Raw genomic sequence first — 26755 nt, 5'->3', positions numbered from 1 at the left:
AGATGTGTATAAGAGACAGGCGATACTCGTCCTGATCGTCACGGCGCCTTCGATCGGCAAGCCTGGCCCGTCGAGTGCGGTGGTCTTGGGCAGCCCGACCTTCGAGTTGTTCGTCGGTGTCGCGGCGACGTGCGTGGTGGCCGTCGTTCTCGGGCTTGCGCTTTCGGCTCTCGCGCGCACCGGCGACCAGGTCATCGTGCTGTTGGCGATGACCCTGATGGCGCAACTGGTGCTCGCGGGCGGCTTCATCCCGGTGACCGGCCGACCGCTGATGGAGGCCCTGGCCTGGCTGACTCCCGGACGATGGGGGTTCGCGGCGACGGCGTCGACGGCCGATCTGACCAAGCTGGTGGCGGGGGTTGCGAACGAGTCGCTCTGGCGGCACTCCAGCTCGGCATGGCTCATGAACATGGCCATGTTGGCAGTGCTTGCCGTGCTCTTCGCGGGCATCGCGCGGTGGCGCCTACGCCGTTGAGGCACCTCGCTGCCGGAGCTAGAGCCTTTGTGCCCTGTCTAGCCGGCGCCGCCGGAACGAAGATCACCATGCACGGGGTTTAGGAGGCCGGTGGTGATCAAGCAAGCCATGGTGGGCGCTGCGGCGGTGCTTCTCTTGGTGTCGGGCTGCTCGTCTGGAAACCGCAACGGCGGTGGCGGCACGACCACCACGAGCACGTCTCACGCTCAGGCGGTTCGCGGTTGGGTCGAAATGACCAAGGACCACATGCAGGAGTTGGGAATCGCCATGGGCAAGGCGACCTTTGCCATCGGTACCCAGGACTACGCCGCTCTCGGGGCGGCCTGCCGCGACGGCCACGAGGCGGCGAGCTTCCTGCAAGGGCATATGCCGTCCCCCGACAAGGAGCTCACCGACGCGTTGCAAGCCAGCCTCGACGACTTCGACGCCGCCTCCCATTTCTGCGTCGCTGCGATCGAGGATCGCGACACGAACGAGGCGCGCCACGCGGGCGAATTCATGAATTCCGCGGAGGCGCATCTCACCACCGCCAGCGCCATCCGCGACCGCATCGTCAACGGATCCCCGTAGGCGCCGGCGAGATGAACGCCCACTCCGGCATGAACCGCCGTCGCGGCAAGCGGTCGTTGGCCTGTGCGCTCTTGCTGCTCGCCGCTACGCCGCTTTCCCCGGCGTCTGCGTCGGCCGATCCGGCCGATGATGCGTTCATCACGTCACTCGCGAACTACGGGATCGAGGTCCGCGACAGCGACACCGCGATCGCGATGGGCCACAGGGTGTGCGCCGGGTTCGACAACGGCGCGAACGCGAGCGTGCTGGCGATGAAGGTCAAGCACGACACCGAGCTCACGATGAGGGAATCCAGCTACTTCGTCGGCCTGTCGGTGGCGGCCTACTGCCCGCAGTACCGGGGGCAGATCGACAGTTCGCTGATCTGGCTGATCCCGGGGCCGCCGCTGATGTGAGTGTGCGCCGGGCACAGTAAGTTGGTCGCGACCGCCACCGCGAAGGAGGGTGCGCCGAAGTGACCGACGATCCGCGGGGCGACGAGGTCTCCCGCCAATACGATCGCTGGGAGTATCCGCCTCCGGTGACCGACCTGGCGGCGTGGAGCAAGAACCACTGGGATTGGTTCGATCCCTTCTGGGCGCACCGGGTGTTGTGGCCGGACCGGGACTACAAGCCCGACCTCGACATCCTGATTGCGGGGTGTGGCACCTTCCAGGCGGCCCTCTTCGCCTTCATGAACCGCGGCGCCAACGTGGTCGCGATCGACGTCAGCCGGTCGGCGCTGAAGCACCAGCAGTTCCTCAAGGACAAGCACGGCCTGGACAACCTGGAACTGCGCCTGCTGCCCATCGAAGAGGTGTCGACCCTGCATCGCGACTTCGACCTCATCGTGTCCACCGGCGTCCTGCACCACATGGCGGATCCGCTGGCCGGGCTCAAGGCGCTCGGCGGGTGCCTGCGCACCGAAGGCGCGCTGGGCGTCATGCTGTACGCGAAGTACGGCCGGCTTGGTGTCGACATGCTCGAATCGGCCTTCCGCGACCTGGGGCTGACGCAGGACGACGCGTCGGTCCAATTGGTCAAGGAGGCGCTCGCGGTGTTGCCGGCCGATCATCCCGTCCGCACCTACCTGAAGGGGGCACGCGACCTGGTGTCCGACGGCGCCCTGGTCGACACGTTCCTGCACCGCCGCCAGCGCGCTTACACCGTTGCCGAATGCCTGGACCTGGTCGACTCCGCCGGGCTGGCTTTCCAGGGCTGGTTCCACAAGACGCCGTATTACCCGCACGACTTCGTCGCGCCGGCGAGCCGGTTCCAGGCGATGCTCGACGAATTGCCTGACGCCGAACTCTGGTCGGTGATGGAACGCCTGCAGCCTGCCAACGCCAGCCACTTTTTCATCGCCTGCCGCCCGGAACGTCCCAAAGAGCAATACGCGATCGATTTCTCGACGGCCGCGGCGCTGGACTACGTCCCGCTGCTGCGGACGGCCTGCCTACTCAGGGGCGAGGAAATTCACCTGCCCGGCACGACGCTGAAGCTCAACCCGGCCCAGCTGCCCTTCGTTGCGCAGGTCGACGGCCGTCGCACGATAGGCGAGATCATCGAGTCCATGGCGCGGCGCGACGACGTGGGCCCGGACAACGCCGATTTGGTACGGGACTTCGGGCGCAAGCTGTTCCAGTCGCTGTGGCGACTCGATTTCCTGGCGATGGCGCTGAATACGTGAGTTGCTCTGCGGCGCAAAGGGTTTAGCCGGCATCCGCCGCCGGCTCGTCGATGATCCGACGAGCCAGCCGCGCGAGGAGGCCCCCGATGTCGGTTGCCGCCGCCGTCTGGTCGGCCACACCGGCCCGGATGGCGTTTCGGGGCAGGTCGGGATAAAGCGCGTCCGCGAGGTCCTGGACCACCGTCGTCCCGCCCGCGGCCTTGATGGCGCCCAATCCGGCCACGCCGTCGTCGAGCAGCCCCGACATCAGCACGCCGATCGCCTGCCGCCCGTAGTCCAGGGCGACAGATCGAAACAGCGGGTCGATGGCGGGTCGGCGACCGCGTTCCAGGGGCCCGGTCGACAGCACCGCGCGATGGTCCCGCGCCAGCAGATGGCGGTCGGGCACCGCGGCGTAGATGCGCCCGGCCTCCAGCGCCGCACCGTCGACCGCCGCGACCGCAGGCACCGGGCCGCTGCGGTCGATGATCTCCGCGAGCAGCGAGGGCGTTTCGCGACCCATGTGGATCACGATCATCACCGCGAACGGAAGGCCCGTCGGCATTCCCGCCGCCAAGTCGCACAGCGCTTCGATGCCTCCGGCGGATGCGCCGATCGCCACTACGCCTTCGGCGGGTGCGGCCGTAGGTTCCATCGCTCGACCTAGCCTTGCTCTGCCCTGGCTGACAGCTCGGAGACCCCGCCACCGCTTACCAGCGTAGGACTTCAACCCTGGCCCTGCCACACACGGATTGCCAAGGGCCATAAGCCCTCCGATCGCAAAGGCATTGGTGACAGGGCCATCGCGGCTCGCCGGCGCCCGGGGCGGCCCCGCGGACCAAATGTTCGGCCTGCCGACCGCGCCGCGAACCACCACTCATACACTGACCCATCGTGGGCATGCTCTCTGGTCTTGCGCCGTGGATCGCGTACTGGGTGCTCGTCGGAAACGTTCCGCTTTCCGCCGCCGCGATTGTCGGGCTGGTTGTCGCGGCCATCGTGCTGGTGCTCGAAAGCGTCACCGGCAATCCGGAACGGACGTTCGAAATCGGTTCCGCCGCAGTGTTTCTGGTCTTGACAGCGCTGACCTTCGCGCTGGGATCCCCGTTCGCCCAGCGGTGGATGCTGCCGCTGAGCGCCGCCGGGTTCTTCCTGGTGGTGCTGGTCGGCACGCTTACCGGCAAGCCGTTCGTGCGCCCCTCCGCCGCCGCGGAACACCCGGCCGATGTCGTCAAGACCGGGCTGTTCGGCCGGATGGTCGGCGTCCTGAGCTGGATCTGGTTGGCGACGGCGGCCGGCATGGCGGTGTCGTCGGCGATCCCGCCGATCGCGCGCGGCGACGCCACGATCCTGGACACCACGACCCCGCTGTCCTACGCGTGTTACTGGATCGTTCCGTTCACCCTGTTGGCCCTGGCGGCCCTCGCGTCGCGGTTCCTGGCCCAGCGGATGCTGGTCGGCATCGACGACCTCGAGCGGGAAACCTCGTTCGTCGCCTACGACGAGGCGACCATCGACGAGCTCTACTACCTCGCCCAGGAACACGCGAACCGCGAGGTCGGCCCGGGCAAGGAGGCCTACAACGTGAAGGTGGGGGGCGCGGGCACCCCGTTGACCGGCGACGAGTCCCGCAAGTCATGGCCGTCGACCTACAAGGTGCGCGACAAGCGGCGCTGAGCGCTCGGGTTTTTCCGATACCTTGGTTTCCGGCGGGGCGGCCCGGGGCCAGCCCCATGCGCCCCGCTCCCGGTGTCGGCCAGCCCACGAGGAGTCGCGATGAACGCGCCCAGTCCAGACGCCATCCGCGCGGAGACCATCACCATCACCGGGCACGGCGGCGACGAGATCGAGGCTTACCGGGCTTCCCCCTTGGCGGAGGGGACGCGCGGCGGAGTGGTGTGGATCCATCACATGCCGGGCTATGACCGCGAGACCAAGGAGTTCGTCCGGCGCCTCGCCGTCAGCGGATACCATGCCGTCGCGCCGAACCTCTATTCGCGCGAGGCCCCGGGCGCGTCGCCCGACGACGCCGCGGCGGCGGCGCGCGCCGCGGGCGGGGTGCCCGACGAGCGGCTCGTCGGTGACGTCGCGGGCGCGGTCGAGCACCTGCGTTCGTTGCCGGGCGCCAACGGCAAGTTCGGCGTCATCGGGCACTGTTCGGGCGGCCGGCACGCCTACCTGGCGGCGTGCTCGCTGCCGTTCGACGCCGCGGTGGACTGCTACGGGGCGTTCATCGTCGAGGATCCGCCGGAGGGCATGCCCAAGGTCATGAAGCCGATCCTGCAGCTGGCACCCCAGCTCGGCTGCCCGCTGCTCGGCCTGTTCGGCCTCGACGACCGGTTCCCGGCGCCCTCGGCGGTGGCCGCCCTGGACGAGGAGCTGAACAGGCTGAACAAGCCGCACGAGTTCCACTCCTACGCGGGCGCGGGTCACTCGTTCTTCTCCGTCGATCGCCCCGCGTACCGGCCGGAGGCCGCGGTCGACGGCTGGCGCCGCATCGACGAGTTCTTCGCCACCCACCTGAAAGGTTAGGTTTCGCCGCTCATGTGCACCTATCTCACCGAACACGTCGCGATCGACGGCAGCGGCAAGGGCGCCACGGGGTGGTTCGGCGCCAGCCGCGCGACCGTGTACGTCGACCATCCCGTGCACGCCGCCTACGGCCACACGGTGAACATCGACGTCATCAACCCGGAGCTGGGGCCGTCGGCGCGGGTGGCGCTGGAACTCACCGAGGAAAGCGCCCTGGCGCTCGCCGACGCCATCCGCGCGGCGATCGCCCACGCCCCGGCCGGGCTGGCATCGAAGGATCAGCCGTGACCGCCGAGCGCGACTACCCCCAGATGGCCGCCGCGCGCGGCAGGGTCGAGCCGGCGCCGCGCCGGGTGCGCGGCTACCTCGGGGACGCGTTGATCTTCGACACCACCGCCGCGCTGTATGTGTGGGAAGTTCCGTATTACCCGCAGTACTACATCCCGCTGGCCGATGTCCGTGCGGAGTTCCTGCGCGACGAAAACCACCCGCAGCGCGTGCAATTCGGTCCGTCGCGGCTGCACTCCATCGAGGGCGCCGGCCAGACGCACCCGTCCGCCGCGCGGGTGTTCGACCCCGACGGCGACGGGCCCGTCGCCGGCACCGTGCGATTCGAATGGAATCGGCTGCGGTGGTTCGAGGAAGACGAGCCTATCTACGGCCACCCGCGCAATCCCTACTCGCGCGTTGACGCGCTGCGCTCGCACCGGCACATTCGAGTCAAACTTGACGGAATTGTGCTGGCGGACACCAGTTCTCCGGTATTGCTGTTCGAAACAGGTTTGCCGACAAGGTATTACATCGACCCGACCGACATCTCCTTCGAGCACCTCGAACCCAGCACGACGCAGACGCTTTGCCCGTACAAGGGCGTGACGTCGGGATACTGGTCGGTGCGGTCCGGCGACACGCTGCACCCCGACCTGGCCTGGACCTACCACTACCCGTTGCCGGCCGTCGGCCAGATCGCCGGTCTGGTGGCCTTTTACAACGAAAAGCTCGATATCATCGTCGATGGCGCCGCATTGGCCCGTCCACAAACCCAATTCAGCTAGCGAACCGGTGTGATCTTTCCCTCTTCGCGCGCACAGCCTGAGAATTTCTTAACCTGGACGACGCCAACACGTTGACCGGCGACGTTAGCGGCGTACGCGAAATCCGCCGGATGCGCGTTTGCGTCGCTTTCGCTACGGGTAAGCGACTGCGATACAGCGTAATTGAAAGCCTGAGCAGAACCTGAGTGCGGGGAGTGACGTAGCTAACGTCGGGGGATTTCGACCCGCTTGGACGCGAATTTCGGCCGGTAGACTCGCAAAAACCAGTCGCTTCAGCGCCTTTCGGTGCTGAGATCCTCCTGGATCCGGAGGCCGATCGTCGCGCAAGTCCGGCGACTTCGCCCCCGTGCCGACAACATAGCAAAGGCGGTGCAGCGTGAGCGGTATGAATGACCGCAAGGCCTTCTCCGACGACCGGAATGAGCGGACGTTCCGATTCCACGACGCCCCGGTGGTGCAGATCCCGGTGCGAAACGGTCCGATCAGTGACATCCGCATCAACGGTGACGGCAGCCGGCTCGTGGTGGCCAACCATGGCGGCGACACGGTGTCGATCATCGACACCGATTCCCGTCGGGTGGTGCAGACGCTGGGCATCGACGAACCGTTCGCGATCGCCCTGAGCGGTGGGGACGCCCCACGCGCCTACATCAGCGCGGCGTCGGCGGCGTATGACTGGATCGCCGTCGTCGACCTCACCACCAACGCGCACGTCGCGACGCATCCGCTGGCGTCGCACGTCAGCGACCTGACCGTGAGCGCCGACGGGCGCTTCGTGTACGCCAGCCGCAACGGCGCTACCGGCGCCGACGTCGCGGTCGTCGACGCCACCACAGGCGACTTCGAGGTGGTCGACCTCGCCACCACCCCCGGGACCACCGCCGACTGCGTCCGCATCAGCCCCGACGGGCGGCACGTGTACGCCGCCACCAACGGGGCGTCCGGCGGCCAGCTGGTCGTCATCGCGACCGGGGCGCGGTCCGACGGCCGCGTCGTCGGCTCCTATGACCTGGGTCTGCCCATTCGCGACGTCGCGCTGAGCGCCGACGGCGACACGGCCTACGTCGCCAGTTGTGGCCCCGTCGTGGGCGCGGTGCTCGACGTCATCGACACCCGGACCCGCAAGATCACCGGCACGCGCAAGCTCAGCGAGGTGGCCGGCCCGCTCACCCGCTTGTCGCTGAGCTGCGACGGCCGACGCGCCTACCTGGTCAGCGACGACCGCGTCGTGGTGGTGAGCACGCGAACGCACGACGTCATCGCCGACATCGGCGCGGTCAAGCACCCGTCCTGCGTGGTTGAAAGCCCCGACGGCCGATACCTCTACATCGCCGACCACGCCGGCGCGGTCACCGTGCTGCCGATCGCCGCGGGCCCCGGGCCGGCCGAGGCGCCGACCACCGGACTCCGCGAGCTGCCCCAGCGCGAGCCCGTCTTCGCGTAGCGGCGATCGCCGGCCCCGGCGAGGCTTAGGGTGGAGGCTGCCGACGGCGCTTCGCCGCCGGCCCGCGGCGCGGCCGAACCGCGTCCCGCGGGTTGACATCAGGCGACGCTTGAAAAGGCGGTACCTCAATGGACAGCACGATGCAGGACTTTCCGTTGACGATCACCGCGATCATGCGGCACGGCTGCGGCGTGCACGGCGCGCGTACGGTCACCACCGCTACCGATGACGGCTACCGGCGCGCGAGCTACCGGGAACTGGGTCGGGACGCCGCGCGGCTGGCGAACGGATTGCGCCGCCTCGGCATCACCGGGGATCAGCGGGTTGCGACGTTCATGTGGAACAACGCCGAACACCTGGCGACCTACCTGGCGGTGCCGTCGATGGGCGCCGTGCTGCACACGCTGAACATCCGCCTCTTCGCCGAACAGATCGTCTATGTCGCCAACGAGGCCGAAGACCAGGTGGTGCTGGTCGACGCGTCGCTGGCCAAGCTGCTCGCCCCGGTGCTGGGCGACCTCAAGACCGTGCACACCGCGATCGTCGTGGGGGAGGGGGACACCTCCGCGTTCGAGGGCTCGGGCAAGACCGTGCTCCGGTACGCCGACGTGCTCGCCGGCGAGCCCACCGAGTTCGACTGGCCGGAGATCGACGAGAAGTCCGCGGCCGCCATGTGCTACACCAGCGGCACCACCGGCAACCCCAAAGGCGTGGTGTACAGCCATCGTTCGAGCTACCTGCACACCATGGCGGCCTGCACCACCAACGGCATCGGCGTGGGTTCCGTGGACAGTGTGCTGCCGATCGTGCCGATGTTCCACGCCAACGCGTGGGGCCTGCCCTATGCGGCGCTGATGGCCGGCGCCGACCTGGTGTTGCCCGACTGCCACCTGGACGCGCGGTCGCTGATCCGGATGGTGGAGGACGAGCGGCCGACCCTCGCGGGCGCGGTGCCCACCATCTGGAACGACGTCCTGCATCGCCTCGAGGACGAACCCGATCACGACATGTCGTCGTTGCGGCTGGTGGTCTGCGGCGGCTCGGCCGTACCGGTCTCGCTGATGCGCACGTTCGAGGAAAAGCACGGCGTGCAGATCCGGCAGCTGTGGGGCATGACGGAAACCTCCCCGATGGCCACCATGGCGTGGCCGCCGCCGGGAACGCCCGACGACCGGCACTGGGCGTATCGCGCCACCCAGGGCCGGCCGGTCTGCGGGGTGGAAATGCGGATAGTCGACGACGACGGGCAGGTGCTGCCCAACGACGGCGAGGCCGTGGGCGAGGTGGAAGTCCGCGGCCCGTGGATCGCCGGCTCCTACTACCTGACGGCCGACGACTCCAAGTTCGACTCCGGCTGGCTGCGCACCGGCGACGTGGGGCGGATCGACGAGCAAGGATTCGTCACCCTGACCGACCGGGCCAAGGACGTCATCAAGTCCGGTGGCGAGTGGATCTCCTCGGTCGAATTGGAGAACGACTTGGTCGGGCACCCGCACGTGGTCGAGGCCGCGGTGGTCGGCGTGCCCGACGAGCGGTGGCAGGAACGGCCGCTGGCCGTCGTGGTGGCCAAGGAAGGCGCCGCGGTCAGCGCGGAGGATCTGCGAAAGTTCCTGGCGGAGAAGGTGGCTCGGTGGTGGCTGCCCGAGCGGTGGGCGTTCGTCGAGGAGATTCCCCGCACCAGCGTGGGCAAGTACGACAAGAAGGCCATCCGGGCGCGCTACGCCGAGCATGGCTACTGGGTGGTCGAGGCCCGGGACTGAGTTCCGGACTCGACGCTTGGGTACCGTCGAGACCATGTGTCGACTCTTCGGGCTCCATGCCGGGACGCGGGTCTGCTCGGCGACGTTCTGGTTGCTGGACGCCCCCGACAGCCTGGCCGAACAGAGCAAGAGGAACCCGGACGGCACGGGGTTGGGTGTCTTCGACGAATTGGGCCGGCCACGGCTGGACAAGCGGCCCATGGCGGCCTGGGAGGACGCCGCGTTCGCCACCGAGGCCCACGAGCTGACCGGCACGACGTTCATCGCGCACGTGCGCTACGCGACGACCGGTTCGCTCGACGTCCGCAACACCCACCCGTTCCTGCAGGACGGGCGGATCTTCGCGCACAACGGCGTGCTGGAGGGGCTCGACGTCCTCGACGAACGGCTGCGCGAGGTCGGCACGGACGCTTTGGTCCTGGGCGACACCGATTCCGAGCGCGTGTTCGCGTTGATCACGGCCTCGATCCGCGCGCTCGACGGCGACGTGACCGCGGGCGTGGCCGACGCCATGAAATGGCTCGCGGCGAACGTGCCGATCTACGCGGTCAACGTGTTACTGAGCACGGCGACCGACATGTGGGCGCTGCGGTACCCCGAAACCCACGAACTCTACGTCCTGGACCGGTCCGGCGACGACCCCACCCAGGCCCCCGAATTCGACTTGCGCACCAAGCGAATTCACGCGCGATCGGAGCATCTGTGTACCCGGCCGTCGGTGGTGTTCGCCACCGAACGCATGGACACCGACCCGCGCTGGCGTCTGCTCGATCCCGGCGAGCTGGTCCACGTCGACGCCGCGCTGCGGATCGAGAGGAGCGTGATCCTGCCCGACCCGCCCGCGCACCCGCTGCGGCGGGCGGATCTGAGCGCGCCGGTTCGGGACGCGCAGCACGCGCTGCCGAGCGCTCGGCGATAACCCGTGGCGAACAGACGGGCGCTTGTGCTGGCGGGCGGGGGAATTGCGGGAATAGCCTGGGAGACAGGCGTTCTGCGCGGCATCGCCGATGCGTCACCGGCGGCGGCGGAACTATTGCTGGGCTCGGACGTGCTGGTGGGGACCTCGGCGGGTTCGGCGGTCGCCGCGCAGATCGGCAGTGGCAGCACGCTCGACGCGCTGTTCGACCGGCAGGTCGCCGAATCGTCGGCCGAGATCGATTCGGGTGTGGACGTCGAAACCATCACCGCGATGTTCCTGTCCGCCCTGGCCGAGCCCTACCCGGATCCCTCGGACCGGACGCGGCAGCAGCTGCGGCGGATCGGTGCCGTGGCCGTGGCGACGCAGACCGTTCCGCCGCCCGTGCGCCGAGGGGTGATCGCGCAGCGCCTGCCGTCGCACGACTGGCCGGACCGGGAGCTCCGGGTGACCGCAATCGACGTCGCCACTGGCGAATTGGTGGTTTTCGACCGCGATTCCGGCGTCGACCTCGTCGACGCGGTGGCGGCCAGCTGCGCGGTACCCGGTGCGTGGCCGCCGGTGGCGATCGCGGGCCGGCGCTACATGGACGGCGGGGTTGGCAGCACGATCAACCTCGGCGTGGCCGCCGATTGCGACGCGGCGGTGGTGCTGGTGCCCTCGGGTGCGGACGCGCCGTCGCCGTTCGGCCCCGCGCCGGCCGCGGAGGTCGCCTCCTTCGCCGGCGCGGCGCTCGCGGTTTTCGCCGACTCCGGCTCGCTGGCCGCGTTCGGGTCCAATCCGCTGGACCCCAATTGCCGCGTCGACTCGGCGCTGGCCGGACGCGAGCAGGGCCGTCGCGAGGCGCCCGCCGTCGCGCGGTTCTTGGGTGTGTGAAACCAGTTGCGGTAGTGTGGGTTTCAGTCCTCGGTCGCGGGTAGCGCGGCGCGGTCGTTCTCGAAGGCGTCCAGCGCCTCGTCGGCCAGCGCGCGGCCCACGGCGATCACCTCGGCCGCCCGGTGAAACTCCAGGCCCCGGCACGTCGAGCGGGGGATCTCGATCAACAGATCGGGCGGGTAGACCGCCAGCGTATGGCGCGCCAGCGCGGCCTGGGCGATGTCGATCGTCCGATTCATCACCTCGAAGCTGCCCAGCTTCGGGATCTCCGGCCCGATCTCGGCCAGTTCAGCGGCCGTATCGTCTTCGGCCCCAGGCGATTCCGCGTCCAGATCCTCCGACCAGCTGTCCGCTTCCCCGGTGGACCCGCCGAACCTGCCCAGCACGGCTCGCGCGGTCGGCCGGTCGAGCAGCGACCGGGCGGCGGCGGTGTCGAGCAGCGTGGAGGTGCTGCGCACCATGCGATTCAGCCACTCGGCCGTGACGCCGGCCTCGTCGTCGCGCGCCGCGATCGACTCGCTGCCGGACAGGCTCACCGCGATGGTCACGTCGGCGTTGACCGCCGAGAGGGGGGCCATCGGCAGCGGGTCCAGGATGCCGCCGTCGGCCAGCAGGCGCCCGTCCACTTCGTGCGGGGCGATCACGCCCGGGATGGCGATGGACGCGCGGATCGCCTCGTCGACGGGACCGCGCTGAAACCACACCGACTTGCCGGCCAGCAGGTCGGTCGCCACCGCGGTGAAGGGGATGGGCAGCTCCTCGATGGCGACCGGTCCGAGTATGTCGCGCACCGCGTCCAGGATCTTCTCGGCCCGCATCACCCCGGCCGCGCTGATCGAAAAGTCGAGCAGCCGCAGGATGGTGCGCTGGGTCAGGGATTTCGCCCAGTCGGCGAATTCGTCGCGGCGCCCGGCCGCCTCCAGCCCGCCGACCAGCGCGCCCATCGACGAGCCCGCGATCCCGACGATCTCGTAGTCGCGGGCGCGCAGCGCCTCGATCACCCCGATGTGGGCGTAGCCGCGGGCCCCGCCGCTGCCCAGCGCCAGGGCCACGCGGGTGGGTGAGGATCGGCGTCCCTCCGGCATGCCTTCATTTTGCGCGGCGCGAGCGCCCGGCACCGGCCGGGTGGGCACTTTAGGTACCCGTGAATTCAATCGCGCACGAGTTCGAACGGGCTAGCCGCATTCGTCGTTGGCGGCGGCCCGCGCGGCCGTGATCACGGCCGCCTGCCGGGCCGGCGTCAGATCCGCCCAGCGGGCGTTCCAGCTGCCCGCGGTGCCCGACGGTGCGGCCTGGACCATCCCCAGATAGGGCTCGAACAGCGACTGACCGGTCCTGGGCTGGGCGTCCATCCACACTTTCGCGGCGTGACAGGCCTGGTAATACTCTTCCTCGGTCGAATTCGCGGGAACGTCGACCCGGGTCGTCACGCCGGCCGGGGACAGCCCGACCGCCCCCGGCGGCGCCGCGCCGGGGCCCGCCGGCCGCGCCGACGAGGACGCGGGCGTGCCGGTCGGGGCGCCCGGCGAGCACCCCGCGACCGCCGACAACCCGACCGCCACGACGACGACCGTGCCCCACAGTCGGGGTCGATGACCGCACCAGCGCACCCTGCCAATCTATGCAACACTGGCGGCCGTGATGGAGCGCTTCGGATTTTGCGAGTGTTGTCGGCCCTAACCCGCCGCCGCCCGTCCGAACACCTTTCTCTGGAGCTCCACCATGTCGTTGCCCTTAGCGAGCCGTGCGCCCGTCGCCGCCCCGACCGCGTTGCGCCCGCGCACCATCTCGTCCCCGGCGTCCGGGCCCACCCGCCTGCGGGTTCCCGACCTCCTGCACGCAACCGACCAGGCCGCCGACGATGTGCTGAGCGGACGGTGCGACCACTTGCTGCCCCCGGGCGGGATCCCCGAGTCGCGCCGCTGGTTCACCCGCATCCACGGTGACGAGGAGCTGGACGTCTGGCTGATCAGCTGGGTCCCCGGTCATCACACCGAGCTGCACGACCACGGCGGATCCCTGGGCGCGCTGACGGTCGTGTCCGGGTCGCTCAACGAGTTCCGGTGGGACGGCCGCGCCCTGCGGCACCGCCGATTGGACGCCGGCGATCAGGCCGGGTTTCCCCTGGGTTGGGTGCACGACGTGGTGTGGGCGCCGCGCCCCGTGTCGGTGTCCGTCCCACCGCGGCCGTCGCTGAGCGTGCATGCCTACTCGCCGCCGCTGACCGCGATGTCCTACTACGAGGTGACCGGCCGAAATCGGTTGCGCCGCCAACGGACCGAACTGACCGACCAACCGGAAGGACCGTGATGAGCCGCATCGACGTCGTGTTGAGATCCGCCCGGCGCCGCCTCCGTCGTCTTCCCGCCGCCGAAGTGCCCGACGCGATCCGGCGCGGGGCGGTGCTGGTCGACATCCGGCCGCAGGCCCAGCGTTTGCGCGAGGGCGAGATCCCCGGAGCGCTGGCGATCGAGCGCAACGTCTTGGAGTGGCGCTGCGACCCGACCAGCGATGCCAGGCTGCCCGAGGCCGTCGGCGACGACGTCGAATGGGTGATCGTGTGCTCGGAGGGCTACACGTCCAGCCTCGCGGCGGCCGCGCTGCTCGACATCGGCCTGCACCGCGCCACGGACGTCGTCGGCGGCTACCACGCGCTCGCGGGTGCCGGTGTGCTCGAACAACTTTCTCCGGCCCCGGTGGACGCCGCGCCGGGACCGTTCGCCGACTCCGGGCGCCGCTGGCTCTAGCTACCCGGTGGAGGTGGCCTCCGAATGCAGCAGCGGCCGTAGCTTGTTGGTCTTCTCCGGCGTCCAACCCGGCGGGGAGAGCACCGCGGCCCAACCGTCGGCCGCGTCGGCGACGTAGTGGTGGCCGTGCCCCTCGGGCACGTCGACCGCCACCGCCATGTCCGCCGACACCTGCAGGAACGTCACCACCGGGATCCAATGTGTTTCGGGCAGCACGTCGTAGCCCCGCCGCTCCCGCAGCCAATCGGGTTGGCTGAACAGCAGATCGGGGGACCACCAGGCGATCGGATCCGAGGCGTGCTGCAGATAGACCACCCGCGGTCGGTCCCACGCGGAGTACGGGCGGCCCAAATTGCTTGGGCGCGCGACGAACCGGACGTACTTGCCGTGGTCGTAGATCGGCAGCCACTCCGGGGAACCGGCGTCGCGCGTGGACGTCAGGTCGGTCCAGATGGTGTTCTGGAACGTCGGTCCGCTGAACAGGGCGCCGTCGGTGCGCGCGAGGACGTTGTTGAGGCTCATGAACGGCGCCTCGCCGCCGAAAGATCCCAGGCTTTCGCCGAAGACGACGAGCTTGGGCCGTTGGGCCTCGGGCATCTGGCGAATCAGGCGATCGACGGCCTCGAACAGCGCCTGCCCGGCGTGCCGGGCGTTCTCCTTGTCCACCAGGAAGGACAGCCAACTCGGCAGGAACGAGTACTGCATGCTGACGATCGCGGTGTTGCCGTTGTACATGTACTCGAGCGCGTCGGCCTCCGCCTCGTTGATCCAGCCGGTGCCGGTGGTCGTGGCGACGGCGACGACCGCGCGCTGCAGTCCGCCGGTGCGCTGCAGCTCGCGCGCGGCGAGTTCGGCGGTCGCGGTGATGCCGTCCGCGGAGTTCAGCCCGGCGTAGGCGCGGATCGGTTCGGCCGCCGGCACGCCGTTGAACGCGCTGAGCTGGGCGACCGTCGGCCCGGCCTCCACGAAGATGCGACCTTGGTGGCCAAGGGATTCCCACGACACGAGCGACTCGGGGCCACCGGATCGCAGCGGCGTCTTCGGCGGCGCGGTGTCGGGATTCATCTCGTTGTTCGCCGAGGCGAAGGTGTTGTTCATGGTGCGCATCGCGAACTTGAGCACGACACCGTTGAGCAACGTGATGGTGAGCACCACCAGCAACGCCACCACAATGGTCGCTGACAGCCGGAACGGCGCGATGCGGTCGACCTGAGCGACCAGGAACCTGACCAGCAACCGGATGAACTGGCCGATCTCGACGAGCGTGAACAGCACCACCAGGGACAGCCCCGCGGCCACGGGGTAGTCGTACCACTGCAGGTGCGCGACGCCCATCAGGTCGCGCACGTTGTCCTGCCAGACGTGGAACCAGATCGCCATCAACACCATGCCGAGCGCACCGACCGGGATCAGCACCATCCACGCCCACCGCGGCGGCGGCGGGCTGTGATCCTTGGCGCGCATGTAGCGGACCAGCCACACGGCGAAAACGCCCAGCCCGTAACCGATGGCGCCGGAGATCCCGCTGACCAACGCCTGGAACAGCGCCCCGCGGGGCAGCAGTGACGGCGTCATGGAGAACCAGATGAAGACGAGCCCGACCGTGGTGCCGGTGAACGTGTAATGGCGTACCCACCAAGGCTTTCGGGTCGAGGGCGGTGCTTCGGCTTCCGGGGCGGCCTCGGGTCCGGCCTCCGGGCCCGGGGCTTGTTCGGTGACGGCTGATCCGGGTTCGCTCATCGCAGGCCTACCGGTGCGTGAAGTTGGGAGTGCGCTTTTCGATGAACGCCGTCATGCCTTCGGACTGGTCCTCGGTCGCGAAGGTGGAGTGAAAGAGCCGACGTTCGTAGAGCAGCCCCTCGGTCAGGGTCGATTCGAACGCGCGGTTGACGGCCTCCTTGGCCATCCGGGCCGCCGACCGCGACATTTGGGAGATGGTGGTGGCGACGGCCTTGGCCTCGGTCAGCAGGTCGTCGGCCGGCACTACGCGCGAAACCAGGCCGCTGCGTTCGGCTTCGGCGGCGCCGATGGTGCGCCCGGTCAGGATGAGGTCCATGGCCTTGGCCTTGCCGATGGCGCGGGTCAGCCGCTGCGAGCCGCCCATGCCGGGCAGCACGCCGAGTTTGATCTCCGGCTGACCGAATTTCGCGGTGTCCGCGGCGATCAGCAGGTCGCACATCATGGCGAGCTCGCAGCCGCCGCCGAGCGCGTGGCCGGCCACCGCGGCGATGGTCGGGGTGCGCACGGCGGCCAGTTTGGCCCAGGGGGCGAAGAAGTCCGCGTCGAACGCCTCGGCGAACGTCAGGCCGGCCATCTCCTTGATGTCGGCGCCCGCGGCGAACGCCTTGGCCGATCCGGTGATGATGATCGCGCCGATTCCCGGATCCTTATCGAATTCCGTTGCCGCCGCAGTGACTTCGTTCATCACCTGGGTGTTCAGCGCGTTGAGCGCCTTCGGCCGGTTCAGGGTGATGATGCCGACGCGCTCCTCGCGCTCGACCAGGATCGTTTCGTAGCTGCTGGAGGTCGTGTCTGTCACCGAATCGCCTTTCTAGAAACTCAGGTCGTCGTCGACCGGGGTGAAATACGCTTCGACGTCGGCCGCGGTCACCTCGGCGAGCGTCGCCGGCGACCATTGCGGGTTGCGATCCTTGTCGATCAGCTGCGCCCGGATGCCCTCCACCAGGTCGTGTGACCGCAGCGACGCCGACGACACCCGATAGTCCTGAACGAGAACGTCTTTCACCGTGTCGAGTTTCGCGGCGCGCCGGATGGCCTCCAAGGTCACCGACAACGAGATCGGCGATCGGGTGGCGATCAGGTCGGCGGCCGCGCCGGCGGGGCCGCCGCGCCCGCGAAGCGCGGCGACGATGTCCTCGACCGTGTCGCCGGCGTAGCAATCGTCGATCCAATCCCGTTGTGCGGCAAGCTCACTGGGCGGCGGCTCAACGGTGTGCCGGGACAGCGCGCTGTCGACCCCGTCGGCGACGATCGCGCGGGTGAACGCCTCGAGCTCACCGTGCGGCACGTAGTGGTCGGCGAACCCCATCGCGATGGCGTCGGCGCCGGTGAACGGCGCCCCGGTGAGCGCGGCGTGCCGGCCCAGCCCGCCGGGCGCCCGGGAGAGCAGGAACATCCCGCCGACGTCGGGCACGAAGCCGATGCCCACCTCCGGCATCGCGATCTTGGAGGTATCGGTCGCCACCCGGGTGTCCGCGTGCGCGCTGACGCCGACCCCGCCACCCATCACGATGCCGTCCATCAGCGCGACGTAGGGCTTGGCGAAGTCGGCGATCTGGGCGTTGAGCTGATACTCGTCGCGCCAGAACCGCCGCGCCTCGACCCCGTCCTTGCGGGCGCTGTGGTAGATCGAGACCACGTCGCCGCCCGCGCACAACCCGCGTTCGCCGGCGCCGGAGAGCACCACCGCCCGCACCGCGTCGTCGGCCGCCCAGCGGGTGAGAACGGCGCTCAGCGCGTCCACCATCGGCTGGTTGAGCGAGTTGATCGCCTTGGGGCGGTTGAGCGTGATCAGACCGACGTTGCCGTCGACACGGGTGAGAACTCCATCGGATCCGTCGGTCACGCCCTGGCCTCCCATCGCCGCCATCCTCGACGAAAAATCTAGATCGTGACGACCGGCGCGATACCCGCGGGTAAGGGTTATCTTTAACGCGACGACAGCAGCAAATACTCCAGGTCGGCCGGGAACCCGGACGGGACGCTGATCGTTGAGATTGTGTTCGCACAGCTCGAAGCCAATAGAGAGGATCCGACGGTGCGGGAGACAAGCAATCCGGTATTTCGTTCGTTGCCCAAGCAACAGGGCGGATACGCGCAATTCGGCACGGGCGCGGCCCCGATGCCCGGGTACGGTGCCGACCCCTACGCGGCCCCCTACCAGGCCCCTTACCAGGAGGCCAGGGCCTCGCGTCCGCTGACCATCGACGACGTCGTCACCAAGACCGGCATCACGCTGGCCGTGTTGGCGGTGTCCGCGGTGGTGTCCTACTTCCTGGTGGCGTCCAACCTCGCGCTGGCGATGCCGCTGACCATGATCGGCGCGCTCGGCGGCCTGGGCCTGGTGCTGGTCGCCACCTTCGGCCGCAAGCAGGACAGCCCGGCCATCGTGCTCAGCTACGCCGTGCTCGAGGGGCTGTTCCTGGGCGCCGTCTCGTTCGTGTTCGCCAACTTCTCGGTCTCGCACGCGAACGCGGGCGCCCTGATCGGGGAGGCGGTCCTGGGCACCTTCGGGGTGTTCTTCGGGATGCTCGTCGTCTACAAGACGGGCGCGATCCGGGTGACGCCCAAGTTCACCCGGATGCTGGTCGCGGCCATGTTCGGCGTGCTGGCCCTGATGCTGGGCAACTTCGTGCTCGCGATGTTCCACGTCGGCGGCGGCACCGGCCTGGGCCTGCGCAGCGGCGGGACGGTCGCGATCATCTTCTCGCTGGTCTGCATCGGCATCGCGGCGTTCAGCTTCCTGATCGACTTCGATGCGGCCGACCAGATGGTGCGCGCCGGCGCGCCGGACAAGGCGGCCTGGGGCATCGCGCTCGGCCTGACCGTGACCCTGGTCTGGCTGTACCTCGAGATCCTGCGGCTGCTCAGTTACCTGCAGAACGACTAGCCGCGACTGACACGAAAAAACCGGCACGCCCCGCCAGCGTGCCGGTTTTTTTGCGCGTTTGCGTGACCCGATGTCACAACCGCGACGGCTGGATGCGTCTGCTTGTTGTCAGCACACATTCGCTCGCGAAAGGCAGCATCATGAAGCACATCGTGATCATCGGCGCCGGCTACGCCGGCATGGCGGCGACCACCCGCTTGGCGCGTCGGGTCAAGGGCCGCGACGACGTCCGCGTCACCCTGGTCAACCCCCAGGCTCGTTTCACCGAGCGGCTGCGCCTGCACCAGACGGCTTCGGGCCAGCGGCTGGCCGACCTCCAGATTCCGGACATGCTCGCCGGCACCGACGTCGAGTTCGTGCGGGGATGGGTCACCGGAGTCGACGCCGACGCGCGGACCGTCCGGCTCGACGACGAGCGCACCATCGGCTACGACACGCTGGTATACGCGCTCGGCAGTGTCGCCGACACCGAGGCCGTGCCCGGTGTCGACGAATTCGCCTACACCCTCAACACCGCCCACGACGCCGGGCTGCTGGCCCAGCAGCTGGATCGGCTCGACACCGGCACGGTGGTGGTCGCCGGCGGCGGCCTGACCGGAATCGAATCGGCGGCCGAGATCGCCGAGCGCCATCCGGAACTCGACGTCGTCCTGGTGAGCCGGCAGGAGCCCGGATCGACGATGGGCCCCGAGGCGCGCGCCCGCCTGAATTCCGGGTTGACCCGGTTGGGCGTCCGGGTCCGTGCCGGCGTCGACGTCGTCAAGGTGATGCCCGACGGGGTCGCCCTGGCCGACGGCGAGGTCGTCGCGGCGCGGGCGGTGCTGTGGACGACGGGAGTGCGGGTGTCGCCGGTGGCGGCCGCCGCGGGCCTGCGGGTCGACGAGCGCGGCCGGATCATCACCGACGCGGCGCTGCGTTCGGTGTCCCACCCGAACGTGTACGTCGTCGGCGACGCCGCGGCGGTCCGGCAGGGATACGGCCTCGTGCACGGCACCTGCCAGAGCGGCATCCCGACCGGCGTGCACGCCGCCGCCAACATCGTGCGAGAGCTGAAGGGCAAGCAGCCCAAGCGGTTCCGGTTCGGCTACATCCACCAGCCGGTGAGCCTGGGACGCCACGACGGCGTCATCCAGTTCACCCGGCCCGACGACAGCCCGACGCGTTTCTATCTGGCCGGCCGGTGGGCGGTGGCATACAAGGAGACGGTGAGCGCCAGCCCCTGGACGACCTACCGGCTGCTCAAGCTGCTGCCCGCGCTGGGCGCCGTGACATGGCGGCGCGGTGGGGGCTTCACCCGATGAGCACCGACGAGCGCACCTTCATAGAACATCGGAAACTGTTGTTCGCCATCGCATATCGGATTCTGGGGTCGGCCGCCGACGCCGAAGACGTGGTCCAGGATGGGTGGCTGAAGTGGTCGGCGGCCGATCGCGGTCAGGTCGCCGACCCCAAGGCCTACCTGTCCCGCATCGTGTCGAATCTGTCGATGGAACGACTGCGCTCGACCCGGCGCCAGCGAGAGACCTACGTCGGGCCGTGGCTTCCCGAGCCGATCCTCACGAGCGAGGACACGGCCGAGGACGTCGCGGCCGCCGAATCGGTGTCGATGGCGATGCTGGTTGTGCTCGAGACGCTGAGCCCGCTGGAGCGTGCGGTGTTCGTCCTCAAGGAGGTGTTCGACTTCAGCTACGCCGAAATCGCTTCGGCCGTCGAGCGTTCCGAGGCGGCCGTGCGCCAGGCGGGCCACCGCGCCCGCAACCACGTGCAGGCCCGCCGGCCCAGGTTCGAGGCCGACCGCGGCAAGAAACGCGCGGTCACCGAACGCTTCTTCGCCGCGGCGACCGGCGGGGACATCAACGACCTCATGCAGCTGCTCGCCCCCGACGTCACGCTATGGACGGACGGCGGCGGAAAGGTGCGCCAGGCGCTGCGCCCGGTCGAGGGCATGGCCAAGGTCGCCGCCTGGCTGGCCGGGGTCACCAAGCGCCCCTACGAGGGCGTCGAAATCGCCGACATGACAGCCGAAGTCGTCGACATCAACGGCGGGCCGGGCATCGTTTTCTCGGCCGCGGGCCGCGTGATCGCCACGCTCACCGTCGAACTCGACGCGGACGGGCGCATCGCCACCATCCACAACGTGGCCAACCCGGACAAGCTGCGCGCCGTTGCCGATGGTGTTCGGCGCGGTTAGCTCAGCCGCTCGATGATCATCGCCATGCCCTGCCCGCCGCCGACGCACATGGTCTCCAAGCCCAGCGTCTTGTCGTGCGTCTGCAGGTTGTTGATCAGCGTGGTCGCGATCCGCGCGCCGGTCATGCCGAACGGGTGGCCCAGCGCGATCGCCCCGCCCGACACGTTCAGCTTGTCCTCGTCCATGCCCAGCTCGCGCGCCGAGCCCAGCACCTGGACGGCGAACGCCTCGTTGATCTCGTAGAGGTCGATGTCGTTGATCGACATGCCGGCGCGGGCCAGCGCCTTCTTGGACGCCTCGATCGGGCCCAGCCCCATGATCTCCGGCGAGAGACCGCTCACGCCGGTGGACACGATGCGCGCCAGCGGCGTCAGGCCGAGTTCCTTGGCCTTGGTGTCGCTGGTGATCACCAGTGCGGCGGCGCCGTCGTTCAGCGGGCAGGCGTTGCCCGCGGTGACGGTGCCGTTGGGCCGGAACACCGGCTTGAGCTCGGAAACCTTCTCGTACGTGGTGCCCGCGCGCGGCCCGTCGTCCTTGGCCACGGTCGTGCCGTCCGGCAGGGTCACCGGGGTGATCTCCCGCTCGAAGAACCCGCTGTTGATCGCCTCCTCGGCCCGGTTCTGGCTGCGCACGCCCCAGCGGTCCTGCTCTTCGCGGCTGACGCCGGTCAGGATGGCGACGTTCTCGGCGGTCTGGCCCATGGCGATGTAGACGTCGGGCAGGTTGCCGTCGGCGCGGGGGTCGTGCCACTCGTCGGCCCCCGCGGCCGCCGCCGACGTCCGCTCCTGGGCCTCGTCGAACAGCGGGTTCTTGGTGTCGGGCCACGAGTCGGAGTTGCCCTTGCCGAACCGGGACACCGTCTCCACGCCGGCGGAGATGAACGCGTCACCCTCGCCGGCCTTGATCGCGTGGAACGCCATCCGCGTGGTCTGCAGCGAGGACGAGCAGTACCGGTTCACGGTGGTGCCGGGCAGGAAGTCGAAGCCGAGTTCGACGGCGACGACGCGGGCCATGTTGAAGCCGGACTCGCCGCCCGGCAGGCCGCAGCCCAGGATCAGGTCGTCGATCTGGTGCGGGTTGAGCGCCGGCACCTTGTCCAGCGCGGCCCGCACCATCTGGGCGGCCAGGTCGTCGGGCCGCATGGACACCAGCGACCCCTTCATCGCCCGGCCGATCGGCGAGCGAGCGGCGGAGACAATTACGGCTTCAGGCATGACGGTTCCCTTCAAATCCCTTCCGGATGGGACAAGCTCGCTCCGTACACCGGGTGGTGATTCCACGCCGACGGGCTAGCTCGAATCTAGTCGTTGCCGACCGGTGGGTACGCAGACGGGGCGGGCCCCGGCGCCGGGCGCCGCCACAGCCGCGACATCACGCTGTGCCGGGTGTGGCGCGGGCCGAGGACCGGCTCCGTCATTGACGCCGCCAACTCCAGCGGCGGCAGGTCGACCTCGACGTCCAACGCTTCGCACAGCGCGCGCAGCAGCGCGTCGGCCGCGATCGCGTACGCGGGGGCGGACGGGTGAAAGCCGTCCGGGGAGAACATCACGTGGGGCGTGGAGCGGAATTGCGGGGTCAGCAACTGCGCCAGCGGCACCGGCAGGCCGCCGGCGGCCCGAACCGCGGCGGCCTGGGCGCGCGCGAGCTGCGAACAGCGCTCGTGGGCCAGCGAGCGCAGCGGCTGCGGGATCGCGGTGATGACGCCCAGGTCCGGGCACGTGCCGGCGATCACCACCGCGCCGCGGGCGCGCAGCTTGCGGACGCTCAGCCCGAGCCGCTGCGCCGACTGGCTGACGCCGTTGAGGGCCGTCACGTCGTTGGCGCCGACCATGATCACCGCCGCGTCCGGCGGCGCCCCCGCCACGAACATCGCGTCCACCTGACCGCACACGCCCTTCGACGTCGCCCCGACGATGGCCTTGGTGCTCAGCCGGATCCGCTTGCCGGTCTGCTCGGCGAGGCCGCGCGCGATCCGCACGCCCGGCACCTCTTCGGCGCTCGCGCAGCCGTAGCCGGCGGCGGTCGAGTCGCCGAAGATCATCAGGCTCAGGTCGAAGGGCACGCCGCGGTGCCACCGTTCCACCGGCCCGCCGCCCGGGCTGTAAACCCCGTCGGCGCGCGGGGGAATGTCCCACGACTTGGGGATGACCGTGCGCGCGTGCGTCGCCTGGCCGACTAGCAGGTTGCGCGCCCCCAGGTAGGCAGTCCCTGTCGAGGCGAGTGCGCCTGCAGTGGCCAGGGCGATCGCCGAACGGCGAGGCACCCGCATGGTCACGCAGTCCAGTTTAGATGCGCTCGCATGTTTGCGGGGCCCGCTGACCAACAATGTGGTCACGGCCCGAACCGAAGTTGGTAACAAATCGGACTCTTTAAACGTTCTCTTAAGAAGTGGCTGTCAAGCTGAGTTCGCGGGGTTGGCTGAGCGCCCGGCGTGAATGGCTGAACCAGACGCTCAGCTGCCTCGTCACATGCTGTATCGCACTACAACGGCGTAGAAAGTGTTGAGCATGAGCGCACCCGGCAGAGTATCCGGCTCCCCCCGGAATGCCCTTCGTCCTCACGAAGTCCTTAGGGTCCGACGGGCCAAGACCCGCAAGTTCGCCATGAGCGATGGGGCGCCGGTCGAGGTTCTCGAATCGGGGCCAAGCGTTGCTGCGCGGGTGGCGAACCTGACGTCGCGGGTGACTATCCGGCCGGTGCTGTCCGCCGGCAGCCACGTCCCGAACTTCCCCTGGCCGTGGGGCCTGATCGACCTGGCGGCCCGCGTGGTCCTGCCGGTGTCGGCCACCGTCCGCGAGACGGTGAAGCTGCCGAACGCGTCGGCGCAGCTGGTGCGTGCGCCCGGCGTGCTGCCCGCCGACGGCACCCGCCGCGTGGTCGTCTACTTCCACGGCGGGGCGTTCCTGACCTGCGGGGCGAACTCGCACGGCCGGCTGGTCGAGACCCTGTCGAGGTTCGCCGACTCGCCGGTCCTGGTGGTCAACTACCGGCTGCTGCCCAAGCATTCGATCGGGATGGCCCTCGACGACTGCCACGACGGCTACCAGTGGCTGCGGCTGCACGGTTACCAGCCCGAGCAGATCGTGCTGGCCGGCGACTCGGCGGGCGGCTACCTGGCGCTCGCGCTGGCGCAACGCCTCCAGGCCGAAGACGAGGAGCCGGCGGCCCTGGTGATGATCTCGCCGCTGCTGCAGCTGGCCAAGGAAGACAAGCAGGCGCATCCCAACATCAACACCGACGCGATGTTCTCGCACCGGGCCTTCGACGCGCTGGCCGCCCTGGTGGCCAGCGCGGCCGACAAGCACAAGATCGCGGGGCGGCCCGAGGAGATCTACGAGCCGTTGGAGCACATCAAAGCGGGCCTGCCGCGGACGCTGATCCACGTCTCGGGGTCCGAGGTGTTGCTGCACGACGCGCGGCTGGCGGCCGACCGGCTCGCGGCGGCCGGGGTGCCGGCCGAGGTGCGGGTGTGGCCCGGCCAGATCCACGACTTCCAGCTGGCCGCCCCGATGGTGCCGGAGGCGGTCCGCTCGCTGCGGCAGATCGGCGACTATATCCGCGAGGCCACCGAGTAGCGACCGCCACCGCCCGCCGGGGCGAGCACATCGTGCACCCGCGGAAGCCGCCTGACACCATGAAGGCATGCGGATCGCCCAGCACATCAGTGAGCTCATCGGCGGCACGCCGCTCGTTCGCCTGAATTCCGTCGTTCCCGACGGCGCCGGAACCGTGGCCGCCAAGGTCGAGTACCTCAATCCCGGTGGTAGCTCGAAGGATCGGATCGCGGCGCGGATGATCGACGCCGCCGAGGCGAGCGGGCTGCTGAAGCCCGGCGGCACCATCGTCGAACCGACCTCGGGCAACACCGGCGTCGGCCTGGCGCTGGTGGCCCAGCAGCGCGGCTACAAGTGCGTGTTCGTCTGCCCTGACAAGGTCGGCGAGGACAAGCGCAACGTGCTGCTCGCCTACGGCGCGGAGGTGGTGGTGTGCCCGACGGCGGTCCCGCCCGAGCACCCGGACAGCTACTACAGCGTCTCCGACCGGCTGACCCGTGAGATCGACGGCGCGTGGAAGCCCGACCAGTACGCCAACCCGGAAGGCCCGGCCAGCCACTACGCCACCACCGGCCCGGAGATCTGGGCCGACACCGACGGCAAGATCACCCATTTCGTCGCCGGCATCGGCACCGGCGGCACGATCACCGGCGCGGGCCGCTACCTCAAAGAGGTGTCGGGCGGGGCCGTCCGCGTCATCGGCGCCGACCCCGAGGGCTCGGTGTATTCCGGCGGCACCGGACGGCCCTACCTGGTGGAGGGCGTGGGCGAGGACTTCTGGCCGGCCGCCTACGACCCGACCGTGCCCGACCAGATCATCGCGGTGTCCGACTCCGACTCGTTCGACATGACCCGGCGGCTGGCCCGGGAGGAGGCGATGCTGGTCGGGGGGTCGTGCGGGATGGCGGTGGTGGCCGCGCTGAAGGTCGCCGAGGAGGCCGGCCCCGACTCGCTGGTCGTGGTGCTGCTGCCCGACGGCGGCCGCGGCTACATGGCGAAGATCTTCAACGACGCCTGGATGTCGTCGTACGGCTTCCTGCGCAGCCGGCTCGACGGTTCCACCGAGGAGTCCACGGTGGGCGACGTGCTGCGCGGCAAATCCGGCGCCCTGCCCGACCTGGTGCACACCCATCCGTCCGAAACCGTGCGCGACGCCATCGGGATCCTGCGCGAGTACGAGGTGTCCCAGATGCCCGTGGTCGGCGCCGAGCCGCCGGTGATGGCCGGCGAGGTCGCGGGCAGCGTCTCCGAGCGCGAGCTGCTGTCGGCCGTCTTCGAGGGCCGCGCCAAGCTGGCCGACGCCGTCTCGCAGCACATGAGCCCGCCGCTGCCGATGATCGGCGCGGGCGAGTTGGTCAGCGCGGCCGGCAAGGCGCTGCGCGACTGGGACGCCTTGATGGTGGTCGAGGAGGGCAAGCCGGTCGGCGTCATCACCCGATATGACCTGCTCGGATTCCTCTCGGACGGGCCGCGGCGACGCTAGCGGGCGCGCCACGCAAGTCTCGCCCGGCCGCTGTGCGCTCAGGTACTGTAATGCGGCCTGGTTCAGCTGGTCCGCAGTGGAAGGGTGCTCATGACCGATCAACCGCCGTCCGGCGGCGCTTACCCGCCACCTCCGCCGTCGCCCGGATCACCGGGTGGGCAGGAGACCCCGCCCGCACCCACCGGCGCTTCCTACCCGCCGCCACCGCCGCCGGGCGGTTCGTACCCCCCGCCCCCGCCGTCCTCCGGTGGCTACGCGCCGCCGCCTCCGGGACCGGCGATCCGCACGTTGCCGACGGAGTCCTACACCCCGTGGCTCACCAGGCTGGTGGCGTTCATCATCGACATCCTCCCGTACGCCGTCGTGCACGGCATCGGGACCGGGATCCTGGTCGCCACCCAGCAGACGTCGTGCGTCACCGACGTCACGCAGTACGCCGTCAACCAGTACTGCGCCACGCAGAACTCGACCATCGGCTTGGCCGTGCAGTGGTTGGCGTCGCTGGTGGGGCTGGCCTATCTCATCTGGAACTACGGCTACCGCCAGGGCACCACCGGGTCGAGCGTCGGCAAGTCGGTGATGAAGTTCAAGGTGGTCAGCGAGGTCACCGGCCGGCCGATCGGGTTCGGGATGTCCGTTGTGCGGTCGCTGGCCCACTTCGTCGACGCGATCATCTGCTTCATCGGTTTCCTTTTCCCGCTGTGGGATTCGAAGCGGCAGACGCTGGCCGACAAGATCATGACGACGGTCTGCCTGCCGCTCGACGGGACCGAGGAGCACGCGGGCTAGTTGTACTGACCTGAGAGGTTAGGTACGCGAGTGGCGGGTGGTTGGCCGCCGAGTGCGGTGTGGCCGCGGTGGTGATTGTAGGTGT

The 26755-nt window shown here is 69.4% G+C and carries 28 protein-coding genes; 20 read left to right on the top strand and 8 right to left on the bottom strand.

The window, feature by feature from the left end; translation table 11 throughout:
* The 4 genes from WU80_RS17415 to WU80_RS17400 all read left to right on the top strand — a co-directional run.
* Positions 1–475 (top strand): ABC transporter permease (locus WU80_RS17415; protein ID WP_156371799.1); only part of this gene is annotated, 475 nt, incomplete at its 5' end.
* Between the two features lie 93 nt (positions 476–568).
* Positions 569–1045 (top strand): hypothetical protein, encoded by a 477-nt coding sequence (locus tag WU80_RS17410; RefSeq protein ID WP_156349613.1) that lies wholly within the window; start codon positions 569–571, stop codon positions 1043–1045.
* Between the two features lie 11 nt (positions 1046–1056).
* Positions 1057–1440, top strand: coding sequence for a DUF732 domain-containing protein (locus WU80_RS17405; RefSeq protein WP_231633847.1), 384 nt, complete (start codon positions 1057–1059; stop codon positions 1438–1440).
* A gap of 59 nt (positions 1441–1499) precedes the next feature.
* Positions 1500–2714: a methyltransferase gene (locus tag WU80_RS17400; protein WP_055404038.1), complete on the top strand. Its 1215-nt coding sequence runs from the start codon at positions 1500–1502 to the stop codon at positions 2712–2714.
* Positions 2715–2736: 22 nt separating this feature from the next.
* On the opposite strand, the gene WU80_RS17395 is transcribed toward WU80_RS17400, so the two are convergent.
* Positions 2737–3348: a chemotaxis protein CheB gene (locus WU80_RS17395; protein WP_082459909.1), complete on the bottom strand. Its 612-nt coding sequence runs from the start codon at positions 3346–3348 to the stop codon at positions 2737–2739.
* A 239-nt stretch (positions 3349–3587) separates the two neighbouring features.
* Between WU80_RS17395 and WU80_RS17390 the strand changes: the two genes are divergently transcribed.
* From WU80_RS17390 to WU80_RS17355, 8 genes are all read left to right on the top strand, one after another.
* Positions 3588–4370 (top strand): hypothetical protein, encoded by a 783-nt coding sequence (locus tag WU80_RS17390; protein ID WP_055404037.1) that lies wholly within the window; start codon positions 3588–3590, stop codon positions 4368–4370.
* A gap of 99 nt (positions 4371–4469) precedes the next feature.
* Positions 4470–5225 (top strand): dienelactone hydrolase family protein, encoded by a 756-nt coding sequence (locus WU80_RS17385; RefSeq protein WP_055404036.1) that lies wholly within the window; start codon positions 4470–4472, stop codon positions 5223–5225.
* A 12-nt stretch (positions 5226–5237) separates the two neighbouring features.
* Positions 5238–5513: a DUF6295 family protein gene (locus WU80_RS17380; RefSeq protein WP_055404035.1), complete on the top strand. Its 276-nt coding sequence runs from the start codon at positions 5238–5240 to the stop codon at positions 5511–5513.
* Between the two features lie 23 nt (positions 5514–5536).
* Entirely contained in the window at positions 5537–6280 is a 744-nt protein-coding gene (locus tag WU80_RS17375; RefSeq protein WP_055404046.1) for a DUF427 domain-containing protein, read from the top strand.
* A 385-nt stretch (positions 6281–6665) separates the two neighbouring features.
* On the top strand, positions 6666–7724 hold the full coding sequence (locus tag WU80_RS17370) for a YncE family protein (RefSeq protein ID WP_231633846.1): 1059 nt from the start codon (positions 6666–6668) through the stop codon (positions 7722–7724).
* Positions 7725–7852: 128 nt separating this feature from the next.
* The gene (locus WU80_RS17365; protein WP_055404033.1) at positions 7853–9484 is read left to right on the top strand and encodes a long-chain fatty acid--CoA ligase; all 1632 of its coding nucleotides are present in this window, start codon (positions 7853–7855) and stop codon (positions 9482–9484) included.
* Positions 9485–9518: 34 nt separating this feature from the next.
* On the top strand, positions 9519–10403 hold the full coding sequence (locus tag WU80_RS17360; protein ID WP_055404045.1) for a class II glutamine amidotransferase: 885 nt from the start codon (positions 9519–9521) through the stop codon (positions 10401–10403).
* Between the two features lie 3 nt (positions 10404–10406).
* Positions 10407–11276, top strand: a complete 870-nt coding sequence (locus WU80_RS17355; RefSeq protein WP_055404032.1) for a patatin-like phospholipase family protein — start codon at positions 10407–10409, stop codon at positions 11274–11276.
* 23 nt (positions 11277–11299) lie between these two features.
* Here the strand turns inward: WU80_RS17355 and WU80_RS17350 are convergent, their stop codons facing one another.
* Positions 11300–12361 carry a patatin-like phospholipase family protein gene (locus WU80_RS17350; protein ID WP_156349612.1) on the bottom strand — a complete coding sequence of 354 codons (1062 nt, stop codon included), beginning with the start codon at positions 12359–12361 and terminating at the stop codon, positions 11300–11302.
* Positions 12362–12451: 90 nt separating this feature from the next.
* Complete coding sequence (locus tag WU80_RS17345) at positions 12452–12886, bottom strand: lipoprotein LpqV (RefSeq protein ID WP_055404030.1); 435 nt, start codon at positions 12884–12886, stop codon at positions 12452–12454.
* 112 nt (positions 12887–12998) lie between these two features.
* On the opposite strand from WU80_RS17345, the gene WU80_RS17340 reads away from it, so the two are divergent.
* Together WU80_RS17340 and WU80_RS17335 are read left to right on the top strand one after the other, a co-directional pair.
* Positions 12999–13586 (top strand): cysteine dioxygenase family protein, encoded by a 588-nt coding sequence (locus tag WU80_RS17340; RefSeq protein ID WP_231633845.1) that lies wholly within the window; start codon positions 12999–13001, stop codon positions 13584–13586.
* Positions 13586–14023 carry a rhodanese-like domain-containing protein gene (locus tag WU80_RS17335; protein ID WP_055404029.1) on the top strand — a complete coding sequence of 146 codons (438 nt, stop codon included), beginning with the start codon at positions 13586–13588 and terminating at the stop codon, positions 14021–14023. The genes WU80_RS17340 and WU80_RS17335 overlap by 1 nt, the downstream gene beginning before the upstream one ends.
* Here WU80_RS17335 and WU80_RS17330 read toward each other — a convergent pair whose 3' ends face one another.
* Genes WU80_RS17330 through WU80_RS17320 form a run of 3 tightly spaced genes read right to left on the bottom strand, consistent with a single transcriptional unit; the run spans position 14024 to position 17624 of the window.
* Positions 14024–15763 (bottom strand): alpha/beta-hydrolase family protein, encoded by a 1740-nt coding sequence (locus WU80_RS17330; RefSeq protein ID WP_055404028.1) that lies wholly within the window; start codon positions 15761–15763, stop codon positions 14024–14026. It lies immediately after the preceding gene.
* A gap of 7 nt (positions 15764–15770) precedes the next feature.
* Positions 15771–16562 carry an enoyl-CoA hydratase gene (locus tag WU80_RS17325; protein WP_055404027.1) on the bottom strand — a complete coding sequence of 264 codons (792 nt, stop codon included), beginning with the start codon at positions 16560–16562 and terminating at the stop codon, positions 15771–15773.
* A 12-nt stretch (positions 16563–16574) separates the two neighbouring features.
* Complete coding sequence (locus WU80_RS17320; protein WP_156349611.1) at positions 16575–17624, bottom strand: enoyl-CoA hydratase/isomerase family protein; 1050 nt, start codon at positions 17622–17624, stop codon at positions 16575–16577.
* Positions 17625–17801: 177 nt separating this feature from the next.
* On the opposite strand from WU80_RS17320, the gene WU80_RS17315 reads away from it, so the two are divergent.
* The 3 genes from WU80_RS17315 to WU80_RS17305 all read left to right on the top strand — a co-directional run bounded on the left by WU80_RS17315 (position 17802) and on the right by WU80_RS17305 (position 20844).
* Complete coding sequence (locus tag WU80_RS17315; RefSeq protein ID WP_055404042.1) at positions 17802–18653, top strand: Bax inhibitor-1/YccA family protein; 852 nt, start codon at positions 17802–17804, stop codon at positions 18651–18653.
* Between the two features lie 140 nt (positions 18654–18793).
* On the top strand, positions 18794–19954 hold the full coding sequence (locus tag WU80_RS17310; RefSeq protein WP_082459908.1) for an NAD(P)/FAD-dependent oxidoreductase: 1161 nt from the start codon (positions 18794–18796) through the stop codon (positions 19952–19954).
* Positions 19951–20844, top strand: a complete 894-nt coding sequence (locus tag WU80_RS17305) for an RNA polymerase sigma-70 factor (RefSeq protein ID WP_156349610.1) — start codon at positions 19951–19953, stop codon at positions 20842–20844. The genes WU80_RS17310 and WU80_RS17305 overlap by 4 nt, the downstream gene beginning before the upstream one ends.
* On the opposite strand, the gene WU80_RS17300 is transcribed toward WU80_RS17305, so the two are convergent.
* Together WU80_RS17300 and WU80_RS17295 are read right to left on the bottom strand one after the other, a co-directional pair.
* Positions 20841–22058: an acetyl-CoA C-acetyltransferase gene (locus WU80_RS17300; protein WP_055404024.1), complete on the bottom strand. Its 1218-nt coding sequence runs from the start codon at positions 22056–22058 to the stop codon at positions 20841–20843. The two genes, WU80_RS17305 and WU80_RS17300, sit on opposite strands and share 4 nt — an antisense overlap.
* 86 nt (positions 22059–22144) lie before the next feature.
* Complete coding sequence (locus tag WU80_RS17295) at positions 22145–23107, bottom strand: SGNH/GDSL hydrolase family protein (protein ID WP_156349615.1); 963 nt, start codon at positions 23105–23107, stop codon at positions 22145–22147.
* Between the two features lie 244 nt (positions 23108–23351).
* On the opposite strand from WU80_RS17295, the gene WU80_RS17290 reads away from it, so the two are divergent.
* From WU80_RS17290 to WU80_RS17280, 3 genes are all read left to right on the top strand, one after another.
* Positions 23352–24419, top strand: coding sequence for an alpha/beta hydrolase (locus WU80_RS17290; protein WP_055404023.1), 1068 nt, complete (start codon positions 23352–23354; stop codon positions 24417–24419).
* Between the two features lie 67 nt (positions 24420–24486).
* Positions 24487–25881, top strand: a complete 1395-nt coding sequence (locus WU80_RS17285) for a cystathionine beta-synthase (RefSeq protein WP_055404022.1) — start codon at positions 24487–24489, stop codon at positions 25879–25881.
* Between the two features lie 90 nt (positions 25882–25971).
* Positions 25972–26670 (top strand): RDD family protein, encoded by a 699-nt coding sequence (locus WU80_RS17280; RefSeq protein WP_055404021.1) that lies wholly within the window; start codon positions 25972–25974, stop codon positions 26668–26670.
* The last annotated feature ends 85 nt before the right edge of the window (positions 26671–26755 follow it).

This window comes from Mycobacterium sp. UM_11, assembly GCF_001414075.1.
Lineage (GTDB): Bacteria > Actinomycetota > Actinomycetes > Mycobacteriales > Mycobacteriaceae > Mycobacterium.
This window is presented reverse-complemented; position numbering and strand designations above follow the sequence as displayed.

Bases quoted from the DNA above. Each gene is read 5' to 3' on its own strand.
- WU80_RS17405 (WP_231633847.1), top strand. From the start codon at position 1,057: ATGAACGCCCACTCCGGCATGAACCGCCGTCGCGGCAAGCGGTCGTTG.
- WU80_RS17395 (WP_082459909.1), bottom strand. From the start codon at position 3,348: ATGGAACCTACGGCCGCACCCGCCGAAGGCGTAGTGGCGATCGGCGCA.
- WU80_RS17385 (WP_055404036.1), top strand. From the start codon at position 4,470: ATGAACGCGCCCAGTCCAGACGCCATCCGCGCGGAGACCATCACCATC.
- WU80_RS17380 (WP_055404035.1), top strand. From the start codon at position 5,238: ATGTGCACCTATCTCACCGAACACGTCGCGATCGACGGCAGCGGCAAG.
- WU80_RS17375 (WP_055404046.1), top strand. From the start codon at position 5,537: ATGGCCGCCGCGCGCGGCAGGGTCGAGCCGGCGCCGCGCCGGGTGCGC.
- WU80_RS17370 (WP_231633846.1), top strand. From the start codon at position 6,666: ATGAATGACCGCAAGGCCTTCTCCGACGACCGGAATGAGCGGACGTTC.
- WU80_RS17365 (WP_055404033.1), top strand. From the start codon at position 7,853: ATGGACAGCACGATGCAGGACTTTCCGTTGACGATCACCGCGATCATG.
- WU80_RS17360 (WP_055404045.1), top strand. From the start codon at position 9,519: ATGTGTCGACTCTTCGGGCTCCATGCCGGGACGCGGGTCTGCTCGGCG.
- WU80_RS17350 (WP_156349612.1), bottom strand. From the start codon at position 12,361: ATGCCGGAGGGACGCCGATCCTCACCCACCCGCGTGGCCCTGGCGCTG.
- WU80_RS17340 (WP_231633845.1), top strand. From the start codon at position 12,999: ATGTCGTTGCCCTTAGCGAGCCGTGCGCCCGTCGCCGCCCCGACCGCG.
- WU80_RS17335 (WP_055404029.1), top strand. From the start codon at position 13,586: ATGAGCCGCATCGACGTCGTGTTGAGATCCGCCCGGCGCCGCCTCCGT.
- WU80_RS17330 (WP_055404028.1), bottom strand. From the start codon at position 15,763: ATGAGCGAACCCGGATCAGCCGTCACCGAACAAGCCCCGGGCCCGGAG.
- WU80_RS17320 (WP_156349611.1), bottom strand. From the start codon at position 17,624: ATGGGAGGCCAGGGCGTGACCGACGGATCCGATGGAGTTCTCACCCGT.
- WU80_RS17310 (WP_082459908.1), top strand. From the start codon at position 18,794: ATGAAGCACATCGTGATCATCGGCGCCGGCTACGCCGGCATGGCGGCG.
- WU80_RS17305 (WP_156349610.1), top strand. From the start codon at position 19,951: ATGAGCACCGACGAGCGCACCTTCATAGAACATCGGAAACTGTTGTTC.
- WU80_RS17300 (WP_055404024.1), bottom strand. From the start codon at position 22,058: ATGCCTGAAGCCGTAATTGTCTCCGCCGCTCGCTCGCCGATCGGCCGG.
- WU80_RS17290 (WP_055404023.1), top strand. From the start codon at position 23,352: ATGAGCGCACCCGGCAGAGTATCCGGCTCCCCCCGGAATGCCCTTCGT.
- WU80_RS17285 (WP_055404022.1), top strand. From the start codon at position 24,487: ATGCGGATCGCCCAGCACATCAGTGAGCTCATCGGCGGCACGCCGCTC.
- WU80_RS17280 (WP_055404021.1), top strand. From the start codon at position 25,972: ATGACCGATCAACCGCCGTCCGGCGGCGCTTACCCGCCACCTCCGCCG.